This window comes from Sporosarcina highlanderae, from assembly GCF_030433715.1.
Lineage (GTDB): Bacteria > Bacillota > Bacilli > Bacillales_A > Planococcaceae > Sporosarcina > Sporosarcina highlanderae.
The window spans coordinates 239,866-260,912 of the sequence record NZ_JAROCC010000005.1; the positions used below are offsets into that span (position 1 = coordinate 239,866).

Sequence of the window (21,047 nt, forward strand, 5' to 3'; positions counted from 1 at the left end):
TATCTATTCCTCTGTATAAACGTGGATGATATCGTCCACCATTATCAAGGACTCAGGTGCAGGCATTTGGTATTTAATCACTTCTCCATCTCCATGCCATTGTATGCGATATGTGTGAAGTTGGCGCGCGACCATACCTTTTGTCATTCCTGTCAAATCAGGAGCACGATGTGTTAAAGGATCACCCCATCGATACTCCTTTTCAATTTGCCCTTCCCTCTTTTCAATTCCTGCAAGAGGTGCGATTTCCTCAATGATACGACCAACGATTGGTGCAGCAATTACTCCACCGAACTGGATTGAGTTTTTAGGGCTATCAACAGCGATATAGACAAGAAGCTCAGGGTCATCGGCCGGTGCAAATCCTATGAATGAAACGATATAGTCTCCATCCGCATAAGTTCCATTTACAACTTTTTGTGCAGTCCCGGTCTTTCCTCCAACCCGCAGACCGTCGTTGAATGCATTCCGACCTGAACCATTTGCGACAACCGATTCTAAAGCTTCTCTAACCTTAGCTGAAGTTTCATCGCTAATCACTCGGCGTTTCATCTCTGGCTCAAAAGACTTTATTGTCTCACCTTTATCATTCTTAATTTCCTTAATAATATACGGCTTATACAGATAGCCTCCGTTAATGGCCGCCGCTACCGCCTGAACCTGTTGGATTGGTGTAACTGATATCCCCTGGCCGAAAGCGGTAGTTGCTTGTTCGACTGGACCGAATGCCTTTTGCGAGAAAAGAATACCTTTTGCCTCGCCTGCAATTCCCGATCCGGTCGTTTCTCCAAATCCGAAGTCTCTAATATATTTATCCAACTTTTCGCCGCCTAAGCGCCTGCCGATTTCGATGAATCCCGGGTTACAGGAATTTTCGACGACTTCCAAAAAAGTTTGATGACCATGTCCTTCCCTCTTCCAGCATCGTAACCTTGCATTTGCAACCATTGTATACCCGGGGTCATGAAAATGTTCATGATTCAGGTCGATAAGACCTTCTTCAAGTCCGGCGGCAAGAGTCACAATTTTGAATGTGGAACCGGGTTCAAATGTCATCCAAACCGGCAAGTTCCGATTGTAAATCGAAGGATCTGTATTCTGATAATTGGCGGGATCGAAAGATGGCATGGAAGCAAGGGAAAGTATTTCTCCGGTTTTAGGATTCATGACAATACCAAGCGCTGATGTAGCATCAAATTTTTCAAGCGCTTGTTGCAATTCCCGCTCAACTGCTTTTTGCATTTCAAGATCGATTGTCAATAAAACACTTGCACCTTTGTCACCAGTTTCGAAACTGTCGTCTACATGAGGAAGAGGAATTGTCCGCGCATCCGTATAGAGGCGTATTTTATCGCCTGTACCTTTTAAAATCTCATCATATGCATATTCAATTCCTGCGAGGCCATCACCATCATAACCCGTAAACCCGATGAGCCTTGATAATAATTCCCCGTTCGGATAATTCCTGACAAAATCCACTCCGGTATACAATCCGTCAATTTGCAGCTTCGCAATTTCATCCGCCTGTTCTTGGGTAATATTCTTACCCTCAGGGGCCAATTTGACCATATAGGCTTTCTTAGTCATCTTTTCAAGCAGTTTCTCTTTATCCATTCCGATGATACCCGCAATTGCAGCTGCAGCCTTTTCTGGTTCCTTGTTCTGGGATGGCATGTAATAAAGCGTTGGAGATAGGCGGTTGCCAACTATCAACTGACCATTACGGTCATTGATTTCCCCCCTTAATGCCCCGAAAGGGATTTCCCTATCCCAGTTCTCTTCAGCACGCGCCTTTAACCATTCATGCTTGATGATTTGAACGTGGAAGAGCTTTCCTACGACCATGACGATTGCAATTATAAAAATAATATAGACAGCCCGCAATCTCTTTTTGGATTGAAGATCGGCATATTTACGCAGCGCCCCACACCTTTCGTTTTCTATCAACCTATGAATAGATGTGGATTGCTATACATCATCCACCAATTATCTCCTCTTCTTTTTCTTCATCCGGCGGAGTTGGTGTGTGCTGATCGGCCGGCGTCATCAGTTGAAGAACTACAGGGTCATCCTTACTAATGACAGCCCCTTCAGATAAACTTTGTTCTGTTACATACCCATCACCGTTCAAACGGATATCAAGCCCTGATAACATTTTAAATGATAATGCCATTTTTTTCGACCACCCGTAAAAATTTGGCAAAATGGTATCCCCTTCAGTTACCAATAAAACAATAGAGCCTTTATTCATCTTGGTACCTTCTTGAGGGTATTGGCTTAAAACTTTGCCACCTTCTCCAATTAATACCGGAGAAAAACCTTGTTGACGAAGTTCTTCAATTGCAAAAGATGAATCTTCTCCAACAAATTCCGATATGGATACTGTTGAGGGACTTTCATTATTTTCTGGTATGATATTCATATATTTCAAACTACTTTCCATAATGGACGTGAACAGTTTTGCAACCGGATCTGAACCATATTGTCCAAGTTCAAGTTTTGGCTGCTGAACAATAACATATGTCAATAATTGGGGATCCTCAATTGGAGCCATCCCAAGGAAGGAATACAGATAATTTCCATCCCCCGAGAGGTAACCGGGACCATCCTTCCTAGGAATTTCTGCTGTTCCCGTTTTTCCCCCGACAGGATAACCTGAGAGAGCAAATTTTCTACCAGTCCCTTTCTCGGATGTTACGGTTGAGGCAAGAACCTCTCGAACTTGTTTTGCGGTTTCCGCTGAAATCGGTGATTTCCGTTCTTCCGATTTATGCTCTTCCACTATTTCATCTGTATTTGGATTGATGATTTTATCAATGACATAAGGCTTCATCATTTTCCCATCATTTGCTATGGCTGTAGCTGCTTGAATCATTTGAATTGGAGTGACGGTTGACCCTTGACCATATGAAGTTGTCAATCTCTCACTTGGATTAATATCCAATATGATGCCAGATGCTTCACGCGGCAGATCAATTCCAGTCTTTTCACCAAAGCCGAACTCTTTCAAGTATTCGATGAATGTGCGGTCGCCCATCCTTTCCAAAAGGTAGGCCATCGAAACGTTGGATGACCGTTGAAAGCCTTCAAGAAAGGAAATCCTACCCCAACCGGTTCTATTAACATCTCGAATCGTCTTATCAAAAATTGTATACTGTCCAGATTGGAATTCTGCGAATGGATCCCATTTTCTTTCTTCAATCGCTGCGGCCAATGTAAATATTTTCATTGTAGAACCTGGCTCGATCGTATTTTGTATTGCATCGTTCAACCAGTTTTCAGTCAAGCCGACACGTGTTGAAGGATGAAACGAAGGTCGCTGGCTCATCGCATAGATTTCACCAGTCTTAGGGTTTGTTACGATAACAAGCATTTTTTCCGGCGAGTATTCTTCATTCACTTGATTCATTGCATCCTCGACAAAGTTTTGTATAGTCTTATCAATCGTTAACTGAATGGTCATACCGTCTTGGGCTGCAACAATTTGTTTTTCAGTCTTCGGCAAAATAAAGCCCCATCTATCCGTCTTAAAATCTACCTTACCGTTAATACCGGTCAATTCCTTGTTATACGTCTGTTCAAGGCCCATTTTACCAACAGTGGAAACTTTTTTATTCTCATCCTCTTCCCTCATCGCAAAACCGATTAAGTAGGATGCAAAATCGCCGTTTGGATAAAATCTTTTTTTATCTTCGATGAACTGCAGACCTGTTATGCCTTCTTCTTCAGCCGCCTCTTTTATGGCTAACATCGTTTCGTGACTAATATCTCGTCCTGCTTTACCAAATTCCATTTGATAGACATTTGGGTTGTTTTTCACAGCCGAATTCCTTATTTCAATCATCTTGTTCTTTTCCATCGGGATATATCTGCTCAACAGATCCGCGGCTTTTTCAAAATCCACGACATGTCTTGGTTTCTTCGCACCCTTTTCAGTCGCTTTTTCGTTCAGTACCGCAATTAGCCGGTAACTCAAAGTATCAGATGCAATCAGTTCACCGTTTCGGTCGATAATTTTGCCCCTATCGGCCCGAAGGATCGCTTCTCTTGCATATTTTGCCTCCGCCATGACAGCCATCTGTCTACCCTCTGCCTGTCCGGTGATTTGAATACTTAGCAAACGTCCAAACAATAGGAAAAAGAGCCCTCCGAAAAAAACGAACATCAGAAAGGCTCCCCATTGAAATCGAAACTTCTTCTTTTTCATCGTCCAGGCACGACCTTTACGTTTTTCTCGTTTAGATTCAAGCCGAGCTCCTTCGCTTTATTCATGATCACCTCATATGTAGATTTCTCGCTCACAAGATTGGACAATTCCGTATTCTGTTTAACTGTTTCTTCAATTTTGTTATTAAGAAGTTGCACTTCCTTATTTGTATCGTTAATTTGTGCCTGTGTATGCAAAATCATCGTAGAAAAAAGAACAAGAATTGCTGTAAACAGCACGAACAAAAACTTTTCCCCTTTGGAAATCAGTTTTTTGGAACGCCTATTCGGCTGTAATTCTTGTGTCTTCGGTGTTTGCGGTGTCTCAATTTCATGTACCATATTCATCTGGAATTTTCTTTGTTCCAATGCCATTTAACAATTCCTCCTTTTATTTTTTTTCGATGATCCGTAACTTTGCCGATCTGGATCTTTTGTTTACTGAAATTTCTTCTTCACTTGGCACAATTGGTTTTCTTGTAACCGCTTTGAATTCCGGTTCCATATTATCGGGAATGACCGGCAAATTCGGTGGTAATTCCGGTAATGAAGTAACCTCTTTAAAAATGGTTTTACATAAACGGTCTTCCAATGAATGGAATGTTATAACACAAATCCGTCCACCTGGATTCATTACTGTTAATGCGTCAGTTAGTGAGTCTTCCGCTGCTCCAAGTTCATCATTTACTGCTATTCTTATCGCTTGGAATACTCGTTTTGCCGGATGCCCGCCTGTCCTGCGAGCCGCCGCCGGGATACCATCTTTGATCAGTTCAACAAGTTCTCCTGTTGTTTGAATGGGAGCTTGTTTCCTTGACTCTTCAATTTTACGCGCGACCCCTTTTGAAAACTTCTCTTCCCCATATCTGAAAAAGATACGGACCAAGTTTTCATAGGACCACTCGTTAACAACGTCAAAGGCTGTTAATGGTGCGTTTGTATCCATTCGCATGTCGAGAGCCGCATCATGATTGTAGCTGAAACCTCGTTCAGGGGTATCAAGTTGAGGTGAAGATACACCAAGATCGTACAGTACTCCATCAACAGTGGAGATTCCAATATTCGCTAACTCACTTTTCAAGTTTCTAAAATTGGAATGGATGAAAGTCACTTGGGATAAATAGTCTTTCAACTTCTCTTTTGCTGCTTCAATAGCAGTCGTATCCTGATCAAAACAAATCAGTCTACCATCAGGTGATAATCTTTTTACAATTTCAAGGCTATGTCCGGCACCGCCAAGCGTGCAGTCAACATAGACACCATCAGGCTTGATGTTCAGCCCTTCGACGGCTTCGTGAAGTAATACTGTAATATGATCGAACATTTGAAACCGTCATCCTTTCTTTATTTTGTATCAGAAGTCAAAATCAATAATATTCTCTGCGATTTCGTTGAAGGATTGCTCGGATTCATCATAATAGGCATCCCATAATGATTTCGACCAGATTTCGATTCGGCTGGAAACCCCGATGACGACGCAATCTTTCTCCACTTTTGCATAATCCAGAAGAGAGGTTGGAATATTTACGCGACCTTGCTTGTCTATTTCAACTTCTGTGGCACCTGAAAAGAAAAACCTTGCAAATGCCCTGGCATCTTTTTTAGTAACGGGCAGTGCCTTTAGTTTTTCCTCTAATCGCTTCCATTCCTCCATAGGGTAACCGAAGAGACAATTATCCAATCCACGAGTCAGCACAAAGCCATCCGCCAAATATTCCCTGAACTTAGACGGGACAATTAAGCGGCCTTTTACATCGACGGTATGCTGATATTCACCCATGAACATACTCTTCACCCCACTATATGTTTTTAATGTACCACATCCCCCCACATTCCTCCACCAATAATCCGTTTTCATTTTAAAATGTGTCGATAGTACTTGTTTTATTGAGATAATGCTAATTTACTCCAATTTTCGTGAGTACATAATGTTCATGGAAAGTACATGGAGTTCTTTGGGAACTCTTGACGATTCTACGGGAAGTCTCGGGGCTTCTATGGGAACTCACTAAAATTTCGGCAAATAAAAAACGCTTTTTCAGTCGATTATTGACTGAAAAAGCGAAGAATTATCAAAGATAAACGATTTGATGGGTACCGTCCATTTTCAATGGCTGACGAAGCAAATCCCGGACCAATTTGGTACCGTATTGATTCATAAAAGTGTAAGGTGTGTAAATTCGCTCTTGCAGCGATCCTTCAGGAATGAGTTCGTTTTCAAGTATACGATATTTACGTAAGGCGACATCGTGTTTAATCAATATGCTTTCTTCGGCTTTATTTCTTAAGAAATCCAGTTGTTTCTTATGGAATTCGAGGTTTTTTTGTAGCAGTTGCTCCATTGAACGATCAGTCGCTGACGCCAGTTCACTGTATTTACTTTCCAATAATGTTTCAGTTTCTCGGATAAGATCCTCAAAACGCTCATTATGCAATGTTCCAATGAACTGTTCACGTTCTTCTTGTACTTTACCAGACAAAACATCCGAGAGAGACATTGAAACATCGGTCATCGCTTGTTGAGCCTGCGGGGTAATTAAAGTTATAGAAATTCTTGGAACAAGAATTGGCATTTTGATACCCAAATGATGGAAGGCATCTTTCAATAAAGCCCAGTAGGCAATTTCTCCAGGACCCCCGACAAATGCCAAAACAGGCAAGACCAAATCTTGCATGATCGGTCGTGTTGCAACATTATTGCTTAGAAGCCAAGGCTCCTCAGATGCGACTTTCAGCAATTCATCAGTCGTGAAACGGATACCGGCACTACTATTAACAAAGTATCCATCGTCCCTTGTTAGTAATACCCTTCCAGTTTCATGGACATAAAATAGATTCGCTGCATCATACTCCGCTTCGATCGGCTTGCCGAAACCAAGTGCGTCAAATTCTTCCTCTTTGCTCGCAATCATTTTCGCGATATTCTCGGCCTCTTGGATGAGATCGCTGAAGTGGCTTTTTTCAAGTTCCCGTAATGGCTTGTACGCCGAGTCAATTAGTAAAAGACCATGTTCACTAAATAGGTCATTCATCAATCTGACAAAAAATCCAGTGAGCGTCGTTTCCATTCTAACGGCCGTCAAAACTTCATCCAGTAAAGCTTTCGTATGCTCGGTTTCTCCGAATTGACGGAATGTATCTTTGACGAACGTGGTCATCATTTCATGAGAATACTCGGCATCCGATGCCATTAATTTAAGAATGTATTTTTCACGATATTTATGCTTTGTCACCATACCGGATGTTTCCGTATAGACATGATTGATTTCATTCAGATCATGGTCTTCTCCAGCAACCCAGAAAACAGGAATGACAGGAACACCAAGTTCTTTCCTTTTCATTTCGGCAAGTAATATGACAGTTATTGCTTTATGGACCGAATAAAGGGGACCAGTCATTATACCGGCTTGTTGTCCACCAATGACGACGACGCCATTTTCGGCTAATTCCCCGATATGTTGAGCCGCTTTGTCCGATATGCCGAACGGTTCCATAAATGTTTTAATAACGTTCGCCAGTTCTTCCCTCAAAAAAGAACGATTGGACAACTCTTCCAACCTTTCTGGATAGGAGTTACTCTCATTTTTATAGTCAAAGAAATTATGTATGAATTTTTCATCATGATTATATGCTTGCATTACCTTATTTCCATTTTGTAAAACGAATGACTCAAGTTCCATCCTTCATGCCCCTTTTTATTTGTTTGAACAAAGTATACATTGAATTCCATCGGATTGAAAAAATTACGCTTATCCCTTCTAAGTTCGCTATCATTTGACATATTCCGAAACTTTTAATATGACTCCTGCCACAATAAGAATCAGATAGGAAAGACCCAAAATCAGGAAATACAATCTCCATGTTTTATGTACAGAACGAGTGATTTTAAATTCTTTCTCTTTCATTCTTTCAAAAACAGCTTGAAGGATAGCGACTAATATGGCGATACCTGTAATATAGTATCCCATCCCTTCTCCGAAAATTGCCGAGGAAGTGATATATACAGATAGAAAAAGAAACGGGGTTGTCCAATCCGCTGCTTGTCCTAAAACACTAACTGGCGCTTTCCCCAACTTCCTCATCGTTACAAGAAAAACGATAGTTATTAAAAAAGGAAAAACAATAACTATCCCAATAAGAACCGAAATGATTCCATGAATCACAAACAATCATCTCCCATCCAAGACGAATAAAATTTTCTCAAGGGTTTTCAATAAAGGTAAGGGCGTCCCCCTTTTTTCCGCCATTTCTACTACCGCTGTTACAATCGTTTCTATTTCCATCGAATTCCCGTTCAACCTATCCTTGAGCATGGATGACTGATTTAATGCCGTTTTTCGACATACTTCCTCGATTGCATCCTTTGGTAAGGCATTTTGCATTTCTGGAAAAGCATTACTGATTTCTATATATAATTCATCAAACAGCCCTCGGGCATGCTCCCGCTCCAATAATTCACCATTCCTCAATTGAAGAATTGCCGTCAAAGGATTAATCATGCAGTTGATCAACACTTTTCGTAACACTATTCCACCAGCATCACTTACGAATTCAATGGGAAAAGTCGTTGAATGGACAGATTTCAGTGCATCAAACGCCTTTTCATCTCCACGGAAAGGGGCTACCCTAATAAGACCAATGCCATTGTGGGAGACAGTCCGATCATCAATACGACCTGCGCCATGTTCAACTGTTGCAAAGAAAACATTCGGTAAATCTGATGCCTCAGCGAGATTGAAATGAGCTAAACCATTTTGAATAAACATTACTGCATTGTCCATTTTTCTTTCTTCAAGAATTGAAAGGATTGAGCCGACACCGCTATACTTGACAGCGATAATCCAAGGCGCTGATTTAGGTAATTTCTCTATTTCCGTTTCAGCTCCCACCAGAACCGTATCATCAGTTCCTTCTGCATCAATGCGCCTAATTCCTTCTTGACGAATGACGGAGGCTTGTTCTTCCCTTCTTGTAAAAAAAGAAACCTTCCATCCGGCCTCAGCCAAATAGGAACCGACTAACAAACCTATTGAACCTGCCCCTGCGATCACAACTTCCAACCTCATTACCCCCTTGTATAAAAAGGGCACCTTCACAAAAAGGCGCCCTTTGTTACTCCTATTATTCAATTATACAGGATATACAGGATGTTTTTTAGGTGGCAACGGAAGATCTTTTGTGGAATAAAATCTGAATCTCTCCGCGAGTACTTCACGTAAATCCGAAGGTGAAATAATTTCATCCACGATCATTTCAGAAGCCATCTTATAAATATCAATTTCCTCTTTATATTCCTTATGTTTCGCTTGCACAAATGCGATTCTTTCTTTCGGATCTTCAATTGCCTCAATCTTATTGGAGTAAACGGCATTGACTGCCGCCTCAGGTCCCATAACTGCAATTTGTGCAGTTGGCAAAGCTATGCATACATCGGGTTCAAAAGCCGGACCTGCCATAGCATACAGTCCAGCTCCATAAGCTTTTCTGACAACTACAGAAATCTTTGGAACGGTTGCCGAACTCATCGCCATGATAAGTTTAGCTCCATGACGGATAATTCCATCACGCTCCACTTTTGTTCCTATCATGAAACCTGGAACATCAGCCAAGAATAATAGCGGTATCGAAAACGCATCACATAAGTTAATGAACTTCGCTGCCTTATCCGCCGAGTCAACGAATAGGACACCGCCTTTTACTTTCGGCTGATTCGCAATAATACCAACCGGTTGCCCTTCAATCCTTGCAAGTCCAGTGATCAATTCAGAAGCAAAAAATTTTTTAATATCAAAGAAGCTTCCTTCATCGATGAGCGCATCAATCGCTTCATACATATCGAACGGCGCATTTTGATTTTCAGGGATGATTTCTTCAAGCGAGCGCCCTACTTTTCTCGCAATAGGTTCTTTTAATGATGGTTTTTCAGTGAAGTTCGCAGGGAAAAACTCTAAATATCGACGCGCTTCACTGATTGCCTCCTCCTCACTTCTAGCAAGAACGTCACCGCAGCCACTTACGGTACAATGCATTCTTGCTCCGCCCATTTCTTCAAGCGTTACCTTTTCCCCAATCACTTTTTCCGCCATCCGAGGCGATCCCAAATACATGGATGCATTTCCTTCAACCATAATGACGATGTCACAAAACGCCGGGATGTAAGCACCTCCTGCAGCAGAAGGTCCAAACAAAAGACAGATTTGTGGGATGAAACCGGATAATCTTACTTGATTATGAAAAATCTTTCCCGCACCACGGCGGTTCGGGAACATTTCAAGCTGATCAGTAATCCTTGCCCCCGCCGAATCAACGAGGTATAGCATAGGAACTCTATTTTTCTCTGCAACTTCCTGGATACGGATGATTTTTTCTACTGTACGGGAACCCCAAGATCCAGCTTTAACTGTAGAATCATTCGCCATCACACAAACAGTCTGGCCATTGACCTTCCCCATTGCGGTCACTACACCATCCGCAGGTAAATCATTCGCCTCACAATTTGCAAATCGACCATCTTCGAGATATTTTCCGTCATCAAATAAAAGCTTCAATCGGTCACGAACAAACAACTTGTTCTGTTCTTTCAATCTCTCATGATATTTAGGATGGCCACCCGCTACAATTTCTTCTATTTTCTTTTTTAATTGTTCATTGTAAACTGTTTGCTCCACTCGTTTTGTCATCGTTCTACCCCTTCCGCTCACAGTTGACCTTTACTGAAAAATTAGGTCCATCCATTCTTTTATGCTTCAATTACTGCAAGGACGTCCTCTTCGTTTACAAAGTCCCCGACTTGAACATTGATCGAAGATACTTTACCCGCAATTTCTGTTTCAACAGGGATTTCCATCTTCATAGATTCCAATACGATAATCACTTGACCCGCTTCTACTTGATCACCCTCTGCTACATTTACAGTGAATACTGTTCCCGCCATTGCCGCTTTTAATTGTGTCATTTAGTTACTTCCTCCTTATTAGTTTTTAGCCATTCAGCTAAAACATTTGTATTGTAATTGCCATCCAAGAATTCATTAGAATCAATGAACTGTTGGAATAGCGGTATATTTGTTTTTACACCTTCTATAGTATAGGATTTGAAGAATGTCTTTGATTTTTCAATCACTTCGCTGCGTGTTTCCCCATGAATAATCACTTTTGCAATCATCGGATCATAAAAAGGCGTTATGGTGCCGCCTTCCTCATATCCCGCATCAATCCGTACACTTTCGTCGTGCAGTGATTCCATCTTAGCAATTTTACCTGGAGACGGCATAAATGTCGTTGGATGTTCTGCATAAATCCGATATTCAACAGCATGGCCAGATGTATCGATCAGCTGTTGAGCCTTTACCGGCAATTCATTTCCTTTTGCGACTTCAATTTGCCATTCCACCAAATCATATCCTGTGACTTCTTCAGTTACGGGGTGTTCCACTTGTAACCTTGTATTCATCTCAAGGAAATAAAATTCATCAGTCTTCGATAAAATGAATTCCACTGTCCCTGCATTTTCATATTCGACAGCTTTTGCTGCGGCAACAGCTGCCTCATGTAATCTATTTCTTACATCATCACTCAATCCCGGTGATGGAGATTCTTCAATCACTTTCTGATTGCGTCTCTGAACAGAACAATTACGTTCAAACAGATGGACTATATTTCCCTTTGAATCTCCAAACACTTGTACTTCAATATGACGAGCGTTCTCAACGAACTTTTCAAGAAAGACCACATCATCACCAAAATAGGCCTTCGCACGGCTCTTAATGGATTGGAAGTGTTGACTGAGCGCTTGCTCATTTTCACAACGTACCATACCAATACCGCCGCCACCAGCACTCGCCTTAAGCATAATAGGATAACCAATCTGCTTCGCAGCAATTATAGCCTCTTCAATCGAAGAAACGCCTTCATCAGTGCCTGGAACGACAGGAACCCCCGCATCCCTCATCTTCAATCTGGAAGCAATTTTATCCCCCATCAATTCTATCGTCTGCGAGTCAGGCCCTATAAACTTCAAGCCTGCATCTTGTACTTTCCGGGCAAATACCGCGTTTTCTGATAACAGGCCATATCCCGGATGTATCGCTTTCGCTCCTGTCTCCAATGCAATCCCAATGATATCGTCAGCTTTCAAATAAGACTGCTGAACGGGTCCTGGTCCAATTACATAGGCCTCATCCGCAGCCTTCACGAATGGCATATGCTCGTCGGCTTCGGAATGAACGGCTACTGTTTTTATCCCTAACCGCTTGCATGTATTGATAATCCTGAGAGCAATTTCCCCGCGATTCGCAATAAGTATTTTATCCATAATGAAACCCCCAAGCTGCTTAAAATTGTATTTCTCCCATCTATAGTTTATACGAAGAATGAAACCGTTTTCAACTATTAGTCTGAATTAGTTTGATAATCTAAGTTTTATCCATACTTATTTTTTTCTAAGGAAATTTGCAACCGCATCATGATGCGCTTCACTTTCCCATAATTCAGCGCATTGTGACGCCTCTTCAAGCATTCGTTCATTAACTTCAGCACGTTCCCAATCTTGTATGGAAATCTTTTTATACGCTTTATGAACGTTTGGATGGATATTTTTCATATTGGCGATAAATTTCTGTAATCCTTCTTTTGCATCACCATCATAAATAGCTGTTGCCCATCCGTTCGACTTCAGTTCTTGCGCTGTATGTATTTGTGCCTCGGATAATAATTTTAAAGCTGTATCATGATTTTTCATTTTCATAAAGAGCTGTGTAGCACCGCCCCAACCGCTTGTAATGGCGAGTGTTCCTTGGATGAACCCTGCCTTGGCTTTCGAAGATACAACCCTATAATCACAAGCTGAAGCGATTTCACAGCCACCACCAACCGTGGTTCCATTAACGAGTGCAATGACTGGCACAGGCAATGTAGACAATCTGTATAATAATCCGGCCATTTTACTTAACATGGGATAGGCTTCTTTTGCTGTGCGGAAGCCATGAAATACCGATAAATCGCCACCGGAACAAAACGCACGGTCACCACTTCCCGTTACAACAGCAAAAGCAACGCTTTCCTCATTCTCAACAATCCCCAAAAACTCTTCTAACCCATCCATAACCTCAAAGTTGATTGCGTTTCTCATTTCAGGTCGGTCAATCGTAAATATTGCAACACCATCATTGATTTCTATTTTATATGACAACATAATTCCCCCTTTTGCAAGTTGTGAAATCCAGCTCCAGTCGGTAGCCTTCCGCACTATAAATAGAAAAAACCACCGGAGCCATGGCCTCGCGGTGGTTTTTTAAGTAGGTTAGATTATTCGCCTACTACTTCTTTTCCTTTGTAATGACCGCAAGATTTGCAAACGCGGTGTGCCAATTTCACTTCGCCACAATTGTCGCAAGTTGTCATGCCTGGAACTTGTAATTTAAAATGTGTACGACGAAGTCTTTTAGCTGTTTTTGAAGTTCTTCTTTTTGGTACTGCCATTTGAGGCACCTCCTTATGATCGATCGCCTATTCCTTGTCCGAATTAAAAAAATCAGCTAATCCAGCTAATCGCGGGTCAACTTTCTTTTCCTTTTCTTCGTTCAACTGCGCATCGAATTCATCTTCAGTAGTATAAGACCAACCTTTCCCCTCTGCCCTCGTCATTTCCTCAGCTTTTTCGCTCAAGACTTGTAAAGGCACTTCAAGAAGAATTAGCTCTTCAAAAAGTGGGGTCGGATCGACAACTTCCCCTTCAACTGGGTGAATCGCATCGTCCGTAGCAAGAGTGGCCTCGTCCCAACTAAACTGCTCATTCGTTTCAATGGAAAAAGGAAATTCAACATCTTCCCATGTCCGAGAACAAGGTAATGTCATTACACCTTCAAGGTGAAAACGACAACTCAGTTTCTTTGAACCGATAACACAGCTGCCCGTTACGTGGACAGGCTTAATATCCCGGATTTCCGGATTCCGCTTTTTAACGGTTTCAAGGTTCACCGCTTCGTCAAGCGGCATAGCCCCTTGTCTGTATTTCTGTAATTGATGAATGGACCATTTCACGTCTATATCACCTCAAGACAACACTGTTGATTATATAATGGATAAAATGGGATGTCAAGATATTTTCTTGTCACCTAAATCGCAGCATCGTATAATTTAATTAGATTATACCGAAGGGGTGGACATAATGAAAGCAACAGGGATTGTTGTTGAATATAACCCTTTGCATAACGGGCATGTTTACCATGCTCAGCAGGCAAAAGCAGCTACAAATGCTGATTTAATCATTGCTGTGATGAGCGGTAATTTCCTGCAAAGAGGAGAACCGGCATTTGTTGATAAATGGGCGCGGACAAGAATGGCTTTGGCATCTGGAGTAGACATCGTATTTGAGCTGCCATATCGATTTGCAACCGCCCATGCCCCCGTTTTTGCACATGGTGCAATTCGTCTACTTGATGCTGCTGGTTGTACCGCGTACTGTTTCGGAAGTGAGGATGGGAATGTCGAACCTTTCCAAAACACATTGAACCTCCTTGACAAAACCTCGGATGAATACAATCAGGAAGTCAAAAACGCGATGCAAGATGGACTTAGCTATCCAATGGCACTAAACAGGGCATACGATGCAGTGAGTTCAGGTTCAGAAAAGAGTGGAAGGCATGTAGACCTCTCCAAACCCAACAACATTTTAGGATTCCACTACATGCAAGCTGCCAATGCAATTAGCTCTTCAATGATACCAACTACTATAAAAAGGCTTGGTGCAGGCTATCATGAGGAGACATTGGATGTTAATAGAGTGGCGAGTGCGACAGGTATCCGTAAATCATTTTTTTCAACCGAAAAATTGGATGAAATAATAAATTTCATCCCCGAAACCACTAAAGTGATTCTCACTGAATGGCAAAGGGAACGGATCAATTTTGGAAACTGGGAGAGTTTTTATCCATTTTTACGATTTTGTATTTTACGCGATGGTCCCGTCCGACTTGCAACAATTGCCGATCTATCAGAAGGAATTGAGAACCTGATTTATCGTGCTGCACAAACAAACGATACATTTCAATCATTTATGGAATCCACGAAATCCAAGCGATACACTTGGACAAGGATTCAACGAATGCTGACACATATTTTGACCGGTTTTACAACAGAAATGCGTTCCGGCATGGATGAACCAGCTTATTTAAGATTGCTTGGAATGACGGACAAAGGTCGTTCTTACCTAAGTAGTATAAAAAAAGACTTGCCACTTCCCCTTATCAGTAAAGTGGCGTCCTTTTCAGACCCATCACTCGATATGGATATTCGAGCATCCGATAGTTATGCTTTGGCAATTGGAAAAGGATCCAAAAATGCCAAAATAGGGTTAGATTATACACTATCACCCATTATGAACAATTATTTTTCAGGTAATTCTCTCAAATAAGTTAAAGCATCGTCAACGGTTCGGACAGGCACGATTTTCATTTTCGTGCCTATTTTTTTGCCCATCTTTAATGCTTCTTCATAGTTCGTCATGATTCCGGGATTAGCCTTGCGAATTTCCTCAGATAAATAATCGTCAGGAGCAAAGAATATTTCAATGCCTTCCCGATCAGCTGCGATCACCTTAAAATCAGCACCACCGATACGTCCAACCGTACCGTCAGCAAGCATTTCACCAGTCCCAGCAATGTTATACCCTTTCGTTATGTCCTCATCCATCAATTGATTCATGATTTGAAGGGTGAACATTAGACCTGCGGAAGGCCCGCCTATTTCAGCTGTATGAATATTTACTTTCGGGTTAGTGGATAACTCGCGATCCTCTTGGAATTCCACCCCTAAACCAACTCGCCCTTCTTGATTAGGAATTGCACTTAACACTAGTTCAATGTCCTTTTGTTCAGAATCCCTGTCAACTGTCATTTTGACCTTATCGCCCAGCCCCTTTGCAGAGATCATGGCAGCTAATTGACCAGGCTCTGTCAATTGTACCCCGTCAATTTTACGGATTTTATCTCCCACTTCAAGTTTTCCGTCAGCGGCACCTCCAGTCAAGACTCTTACGACAAAAACACCATCGTATGTAATATCGACCGGGATTCCTACTCTCTCGAATGCGACTGTGATCGCATTAAATTGAGAATCAGACATGAGTTTCTTTTGCCGAATATTATATTCCTTATCATTTTCCCCTTCCCGTCTCACTTTATATATCGGTAAAATTTTCATTCGATCCGAAAACTTGGAGGCTACATAGGAAAAAGGGGTGGCCTTTCCGATTGAAATAGTCATTAAACTAAATGTTCCTACGTCATTCTCATCCCCTCCAGCAACTTCCACAATCGGCTCTAAATCATAAGCTCCACCCGGTTTCGATACGTATGCATCTAAAGGGTAAATAAATAAAAACAGCAATAAAAGCACAACAACCGCGGACAATCCAATCCTCTTCGCGTTCATACAACCACACCTCCATTAATAGCCTGTACAGATACAGCATATAAATAACAAAAGAAAAGCGGAGGGCGCATCTTACGCCCTGAGTTAGACAGCAATATTGTTTAATAGTGTACCACCAAAAATATCCGTAATAAAGCATGTCGGTAGCAATTTGGCATTCAATTCTGAACGCGAAAGGAAGAGCATACTTGAAAAAACGCCACTTACATACAATGCCTCTGCTGAAAATATGATCAACCTTATTATCATTTGGGGCTTAATCGTCTTATTCATACTTCAGCCAGGCATAGCCCATGACGGGGCAGAGGCAGGTGCTCGTTTATTTGTTAATGCACTGCTTCCATATTTACTACCTTATATTATTCTAACCCAATGGCTATTAAAAACGCCTATGAAATCAAATTCGAAAAGAAATTGGAAACGGTATTTAAAAGCATATATATTAGGTTCTTTCGGAGGTTTCCCAGTCGGAGCTGTAACCGTTACGGAAATGGTGAAAAATGGGGAGTTATCGAGGCGCGAGAGCGGTTATTTGTTAGCCGCTTGTCATGCCCCTGGGCCAATGTTCATTATAGGATTTGTAGGCACTGAGCTATTTGGCAATTCCACTGCAGGTTGGAAACTTCTTGCTGCTATTCATATAGCCAATATCATCTTTTTCATATTCACTTTACTTTTATTAAAACGAACACAGACCAAAATAGAAATCCCTATACAAGAAAACAAGAAAAAAATAAGTAGCTCACCTTTATTGGATGCACTTAAGGATAGTACAAATGTTATTATTTTAGTCGCAACAACAGTCATATTTTTCTCTTCACTAGGCAATGTGTTAACATCAACAATTTTATCAGCCTTTACAGTAGACCTTGGGATTACAAAAACAATTTTATTAGCCATATTTGAAATGACGTCTGGCGTTCAATCTGCAACTGATCATTTTTACACAAGTCAACTATTCCCTTTTATTATTGCTGCTATTATATCCATGAACGGCCTAAGTATCCATATGCAAGTATTCGTTATTGCAAAAACAGTCAACACCCCTCTTCTACCCTATTTAGTTAACAGAGTTTGGAGCATCATTGCTGTACCAGTAATCTTATACTTTCTACTATAATCGAGGTATTTGCATAAAAAAGTAGAGGGTCGGAAAATCTTCCGCCCTCCACTTATCATTTTTCGAACTTCTCCTTCAACGCAATTTCTACCTGAGGAGGTACAAGTGCTGATATATCTCCATTATACTTTGCTACTTCCTTCACGATGGAAGAGCTGAGGAAAGAGTACTGATTTTTCGTCATTACAAAAAACGTTTCAATATTCTCGTCCAACATTCTATTCATAGACGTAATCTGCATCTCATACTCAAAATCTGATATCGCACGTAAACCTCGGACTATTACTGAAGCGCCGACACTACGAGCATAATCAATCAACAAACCGCTTGATGATTCTACGATAACATTCGGAAACTTCGAAGTAACAGAACGGATCAATTCCTCCCGTTCCTCAACAGTGAATAGTGATCGTTTCGCAGAATTATTCATAACAGCCACTCGGACTTCCGGAAACACTTTTGATGCTCTTTCGATAATATCAATATGTCCATTTGTAATCGGATCAAAACTTCCAGGTACTACTGCTATTTTCGACATTGATGTTCACTCATTTCATATAAATGGATATCGCACTGTTGCCGTAAATCGGGTTTTTCGTCTTTATGTATTCTCCGTATGATTCCGGTAGCGTCAAATGCTTTTCATGTTCACAAACAATTATCGCGTGATTCGATAATAATCCTGCTTTTACAATTTCCAAAGTTAGGTCGTAATACTTTTCCTCAGCATATGGCGGATCAATGAATAACAGGTCAATATTAATTGTAGGAGAAGATTGCAATGACTTCACGGCATTCCTTGCATCATTACGGATGATATGGACTTCATCGGTGAATCGGCATTTCGCTACATTCTCACGGATGATTGAGCAGGCTTTCGGGTTTTTTTCGAAAATATACGCTTCATCAGCACCTCTAGACAACGATTCGATGGATAATGAACCGCTGCCTCCAAACAATTCGACTACAATCCCTCCATCAAAGTAAGGGCCGATCATATTAAAAATAGATTCTTTCACTTTATCAGAAGTTGGTCTCGTCAAGTTTCCCGCTAAAGATTTCAACGGGATCCCTTTCCTTGATCCGGATATGACTCTCATTCAGATTCCACCTTCCGTTAACGTTGTGATGTATATGGCCTCGTGATTTTTTTGCACAGACAAATGAAATAGACGCCTCAACGCATCTTCTTCGAAATAATATTCATTATCAATCAATTCGAAAAGCGAGTCCCTCAAAGTATATCTTTTTTCATTCAATACATAAAAAGGATCTCTTAATGAAAACCTAATCTTCTCTGTACCGTTTTCAATATAGATAGATTTATCATTTGCCGATAGTGTATAACCGCTCTGTGACAGAACTTCACTTGCCGGATAGAGTGTCCTGTTATTCAAGACGATTACTCGAAGTCCCTCTTGTGCTTTGTCGTTTATATAAATGATTCTTTTCTCTTCAAAAAGAAGAGGATAACTACTTTCTCTGTTCTTTTGCACAAAAGAGGTCCTTAGTCCACTTACCTCCCCGACTAAGTTATCTAACGCAGCCGCATCCATGTTAGACCCCCGAAGATTGATCAAATTGGTCTTCAATGCCTCCAACTGACCCTTTGTCAACGATTTTCTCAACATCCCAAAAGCCTCCATAGACCTTGAGTTCCCAATAGGTTCATCGATGAGAATTGACACGATTAGATCGGCGGTAATCTGCTCCCCCTCTGGGAAAAAGTATAGTGATCGCACTCCTATATCCAAGACCGGACTAACAATTCCAGGCAAGTCATGCTGGGTAAGTAATATTCGGTCTAATTGAAACGATTCCCCATTTGGGTCAACAGCAACTACGATATGATCCGCATTTAGTTCCAATAAAGAATCATTTAATTGAGTTGCGACCTTTTCATTGATAGATTCACCTAAAACTGAAAGGTTGCTCCCTCTGTATGCAAAGGGCAGTGATTTCTGTTGCCAATAAAGGTTCGTTACTTGTCCATTACCTTTGTACAAGGAGTAGTCGATCGTTTCGGTTTTTTTGTTCCCTACAAAATTTAATCCACTAATCCACATGCCATCTATCCCGGTTTCATCAGTGATATGCAAGATTGTTGTTTCAGGTGTTTGATTCTTTAACGTAACGAAAGGTTTCCTCCATATTCTATTCATAGCCATCGGGTCAGATTTAGGGATTTTGTAGGTAATGGACTGGCGGTCTTGTTCCCCTTCCAAAATTGCCGTCACACTTTCATTAATCCTTGAACAAGATGAGTCAGCTTCCTTTAAGCAGCCCACGTCTTCGCTTTCATCTGGCCAAACAATTTCATGTCTATTTGTATTCAAATTAAGGAAATGATGTCTAACAACAAGCTCATCGGTCCTATTGATAACTTCGATTTCCTCCAAGTATGTCATTTCCTCTTCCGTCTTACCGTTCGCATCCGCCATTTGACTGTAATGCATATAAATTAGTGAGAAGTTAATGATTAATAACAGAATGACTGTCCTAAGGACGATCTTCAATTGTTGCACCTCATTGCAAAAGGTATGATAAATGCAGATTAAAAAATTCAATGCTATGATATGATGTATTCTATTTTAACGAAAGGTGGCACCATGAGTATGTTACAACAGTATTTTATTGAATTAGGTGAAGGTTTTGGAGACGTTTACGAGTTAGTGGAGCTCATAAAAACAAACCAAAAGCGCTTACATCGGACCTTCATATTTTCTTCCAATACGAAGAGCGGGCAAGCTATCTCCCTTGCTGCTGTTTTCCACCCTGCACAAGATAGCAATTTTATGCCAATTTACATATGCAGGGAAGGTATTATACAGAAAGACGACAAAAAATCGAAAAGAAGACTACTTTTTGAAAACGCTTCTGAAGAAGTTGGTCAGGAACCTATCTTCATCGAATTAAAGCATTCTTCCGAATTTGCGGATCATCGTCTCTTTTATCAGTATATAACAGGAATCCTTCGTTTGAACCATTTAGTTCCACCATTACAATAAAAGAAAGTTTTAGAGGCCGATTTTATAGTCGTATTCTTTCGCCTTATCGGGTTTGACGTTCTCGTATTCAGTTTTTACAAACGGGCGATACGATGGCAGTACTTTTTTCACTGATGGAAGACGTTCAATTTTACGGATGTTCTCTTCAACGTCCGCTTGATCACAATAGAGGACAACATATTTCAGTTTTCTAGATATATAGTGGACATGACCATACTTCCTTAAAGACTTCGCTTGTTTCAAATGATGCAGATAAACAATTATCCCTTGTCGATCAATCAT

Annotated in this window: 22 protein-coding genes; 3 read left to right on the plus strand and 19 right to left on the minus strand. The window is 41.0% G+C overall.

Annotated elements, in window-relative coordinates:
* Positions 1–3 precede the first annotated feature (3 nt).
* The 14 genes from P5G49_RS08640 to P5G49_RS08705 form a co-directional block, all read right to left on the minus strand.
* On the minus strand, positions 4–1,845 hold the full coding sequence (locus tag P5G49_RS08640) for a penicillin-binding transpeptidase domain-containing protein (protein WP_301243133.1): 1,842 nt from the start codon (positions 1,843–1,845) through the stop codon (positions 4–6).
* Between the two features lie 130 nt (positions 1,846–1,975).
* Positions 1,976–4,165 (minus strand): penicillin-binding protein, encoded by a 2,190-nt coding sequence (locus tag P5G49_RS08645; RefSeq protein WP_301243087.1) that lies wholly within the window; start codon positions 4,163–4,165, stop codon positions 1,976–1,978.
* A gap of 38 nt (positions 4,166–4,203) precedes the next feature.
* Positions 4,204–4,581, minus strand: a complete 378-nt coding sequence (ftsL, locus tag P5G49_RS08650; RefSeq protein WP_301243088.1) for a cell division protein FtsL — start codon at positions 4,579–4,581, stop codon at positions 4,204–4,206.
* A 16-nt stretch (positions 4,582–4,597) separates the two neighbouring features.
* The gene (rsmH, locus tag P5G49_RS08655) at positions 4,598–5,530 is read right to left on the minus strand and encodes a 16S rRNA (cytosine(1402)-N(4))-methyltransferase RsmH (RefSeq protein WP_301243089.1); all 933 of its coding nucleotides are present in this window, start codon (positions 5,528–5,530) and stop codon (positions 4,598–4,600) included.
* Positions 5,531–5,560: 30 nt separating this feature from the next.
* Positions 5,561–5,992, minus strand: coding sequence for a division/cell wall cluster transcriptional repressor MraZ (mraZ, locus tag P5G49_RS08660; protein WP_301243090.1), 432 nt, complete (start codon positions 5,990–5,992; stop codon positions 5,561–5,563).
* Positions 5,993–6,278: 286 nt separating this feature from the next.
* Positions 6,279–7,886 (minus strand): bacillithiol biosynthesis cysteine-adding enzyme BshC, encoded by a 1,608-nt coding sequence (gene bshC, locus P5G49_RS08665; protein WP_301243091.1) that lies wholly within the window; start codon positions 7,884–7,886, stop codon positions 6,279–6,281.
* 90 nt (positions 7,887–7,976) lie between these two features.
* On the minus strand, positions 7,977–8,369 hold the full coding sequence (locus tag P5G49_RS08670; RefSeq protein WP_301243092.1) for a DUF3397 domain-containing protein: 393 nt from the start codon (positions 8,367–8,369) through the stop codon (positions 7,977–7,979).
* Positions 8,370–8,375: 6 nt separating this feature from the next.
* Positions 8,376–9,257, minus strand: a complete 882-nt coding sequence (locus P5G49_RS08675) for a ketopantoate reductase family protein (RefSeq protein WP_301243134.1) — start codon at positions 9,255–9,257, stop codon at positions 8,376–8,378.
* A gap of 78 nt (positions 9,258–9,335) precedes the next feature.
* Positions 9,336–10,886 carry an acyl-CoA carboxylase subunit beta gene (locus P5G49_RS08680; protein ID WP_301243093.1) on the minus strand — a complete coding sequence of 517 codons (1,551 nt, stop codon included), beginning with the start codon at positions 10,884–10,886 and terminating at the stop codon, positions 9,336–9,338.
* Positions 10,887–10,945: 59 nt separating this feature from the next.
* Entirely contained in the window at positions 10,946–11,161 is a 216-nt protein-coding gene (locus P5G49_RS08685; protein WP_301243094.1) for a biotin/lipoyl-binding carrier protein, read from the minus strand.
* Entirely contained in the window at positions 11,158–12,519 is a 1,362-nt protein-coding gene (locus tag P5G49_RS08690; protein WP_301243095.1) for an acetyl-CoA carboxylase biotin carboxylase subunit, read from the minus strand. Before P5G49_RS08690 ends, P5G49_RS08685 begins: the two co-directional genes overlap by 4 nt.
* Positions 12,520–12,636: 117 nt before the next feature.
* Positions 12,637–13,395, minus strand: coding sequence for an enoyl-CoA hydratase/isomerase family protein (locus P5G49_RS08695; protein WP_301243096.1), 759 nt, complete (start codon positions 13,393–13,395; stop codon positions 12,637–12,639).
* Positions 13,396–13,511: 116 nt separating this feature from the next.
* Entirely contained in the window at positions 13,512–13,685 is a 174-nt protein-coding gene (rpmF, locus tag P5G49_RS08700; protein WP_301243097.1) for a 50S ribosomal protein L32, read from the minus strand.
* Between the two features lie 27 nt (positions 13,686–13,712).
* Positions 13,713–14,246 (minus strand): YceD family protein, encoded by a 534-nt coding sequence (locus tag P5G49_RS08705; RefSeq protein ID WP_301243098.1) that lies wholly within the window; start codon positions 14,244–14,246, stop codon positions 13,713–13,715.
* Between the two features lie 127 nt (positions 14,247–14,373).
* Between P5G49_RS08705 and P5G49_RS08710 the strand changes: the two genes are divergently transcribed.
* The gene (locus tag P5G49_RS08710) at positions 14,374–15,618 is read left to right on the plus strand and encodes a nucleotidyltransferase (RefSeq protein ID WP_301243099.1); all 1,245 of its coding nucleotides are present in this window, start codon (positions 14,374–14,376) and stop codon (positions 15,616–15,618) included.
* Here P5G49_RS08710 and P5G49_RS08715 read toward each other — a convergent pair.
* The gene (locus tag P5G49_RS08715) at positions 15,591–16,637 is read right to left on the minus strand and encodes a SepM family pheromone-processing serine protease (RefSeq protein ID WP_301243100.1); all 1,047 of its coding nucleotides are present in this window, start codon (positions 16,635–16,637) and stop codon (positions 15,591–15,593) included. The genes P5G49_RS08710 and P5G49_RS08715 overlap by 28 nt on opposite strands.
* A gap of 151 nt (positions 16,638–16,788) precedes the next feature.
* Here P5G49_RS08715 and P5G49_RS08720 point away from each other — a divergent pair, with 151 nt between their 5' ends.
* Positions 16,789–17,757, plus strand: coding sequence for a hypothetical protein (locus tag P5G49_RS08720; RefSeq protein WP_301243101.1), 969 nt, complete (start codon positions 16,789–16,791; stop codon positions 17,755–17,757).
* Positions 17,758–17,812: 55 nt separating this feature from the next.
* On the opposite strand, the gene coaD is transcribed toward P5G49_RS08720, so the two are convergent.
* Genes coaD through P5G49_RS08735 form a run of 3 tightly spaced genes read right to left on the minus strand, consistent with a single transcriptional unit; the run spans position 17,813 to position 20,273 of the window.
* Entirely contained in the window at positions 17,813–18,295 is a 483-nt protein-coding gene (coaD, locus tag P5G49_RS08725; RefSeq protein WP_301243102.1) for a pantetheine-phosphate adenylyltransferase, read from the minus strand.
* A 10-nt stretch (positions 18,296–18,305) separates the two neighbouring features.
* Positions 18,306–18,857, minus strand: a complete 552-nt coding sequence (gene rsmD / locus P5G49_RS08730) for a 16S rRNA (guanine(966)-N(2))-methyltransferase RsmD (protein ID WP_301243103.1) — start codon at positions 18,855–18,857, stop codon at positions 18,306–18,308.
* A complete protein-coding gene (locus P5G49_RS08735; protein ID WP_301243104.1) occupies positions 18,858–20,273 on the minus strand; it encodes a hypothetical protein in 1,416 nt (471 codons plus the stop codon).
* Positions 20,274–20,372: 99 nt separating this feature from the next.
* Here P5G49_RS08735 and P5G49_RS08740 point away from each other — a divergent pair, with 99 nt between their 5' ends.
* Complete coding sequence (locus tag P5G49_RS08740) at positions 20,373–20,765, plus strand: DUF7147 family protein (protein WP_301243105.1); 393 nt, start codon at positions 20,373–20,375, stop codon at positions 20,763–20,765.
* 9 nt (positions 20,766–20,774) lie between these two features.
* Here P5G49_RS08740 and P5G49_RS08745 read toward each other — a convergent pair whose 3' ends face one another.
* The gene (locus P5G49_RS08745; protein ID WP_301243106.1) at positions 20,775–21,047 is read right to left on the minus strand and encodes a YlbG family protein; all 273 of its coding nucleotides are present in this window, start codon (positions 21,045–21,047) and stop codon (positions 20,775–20,777) included.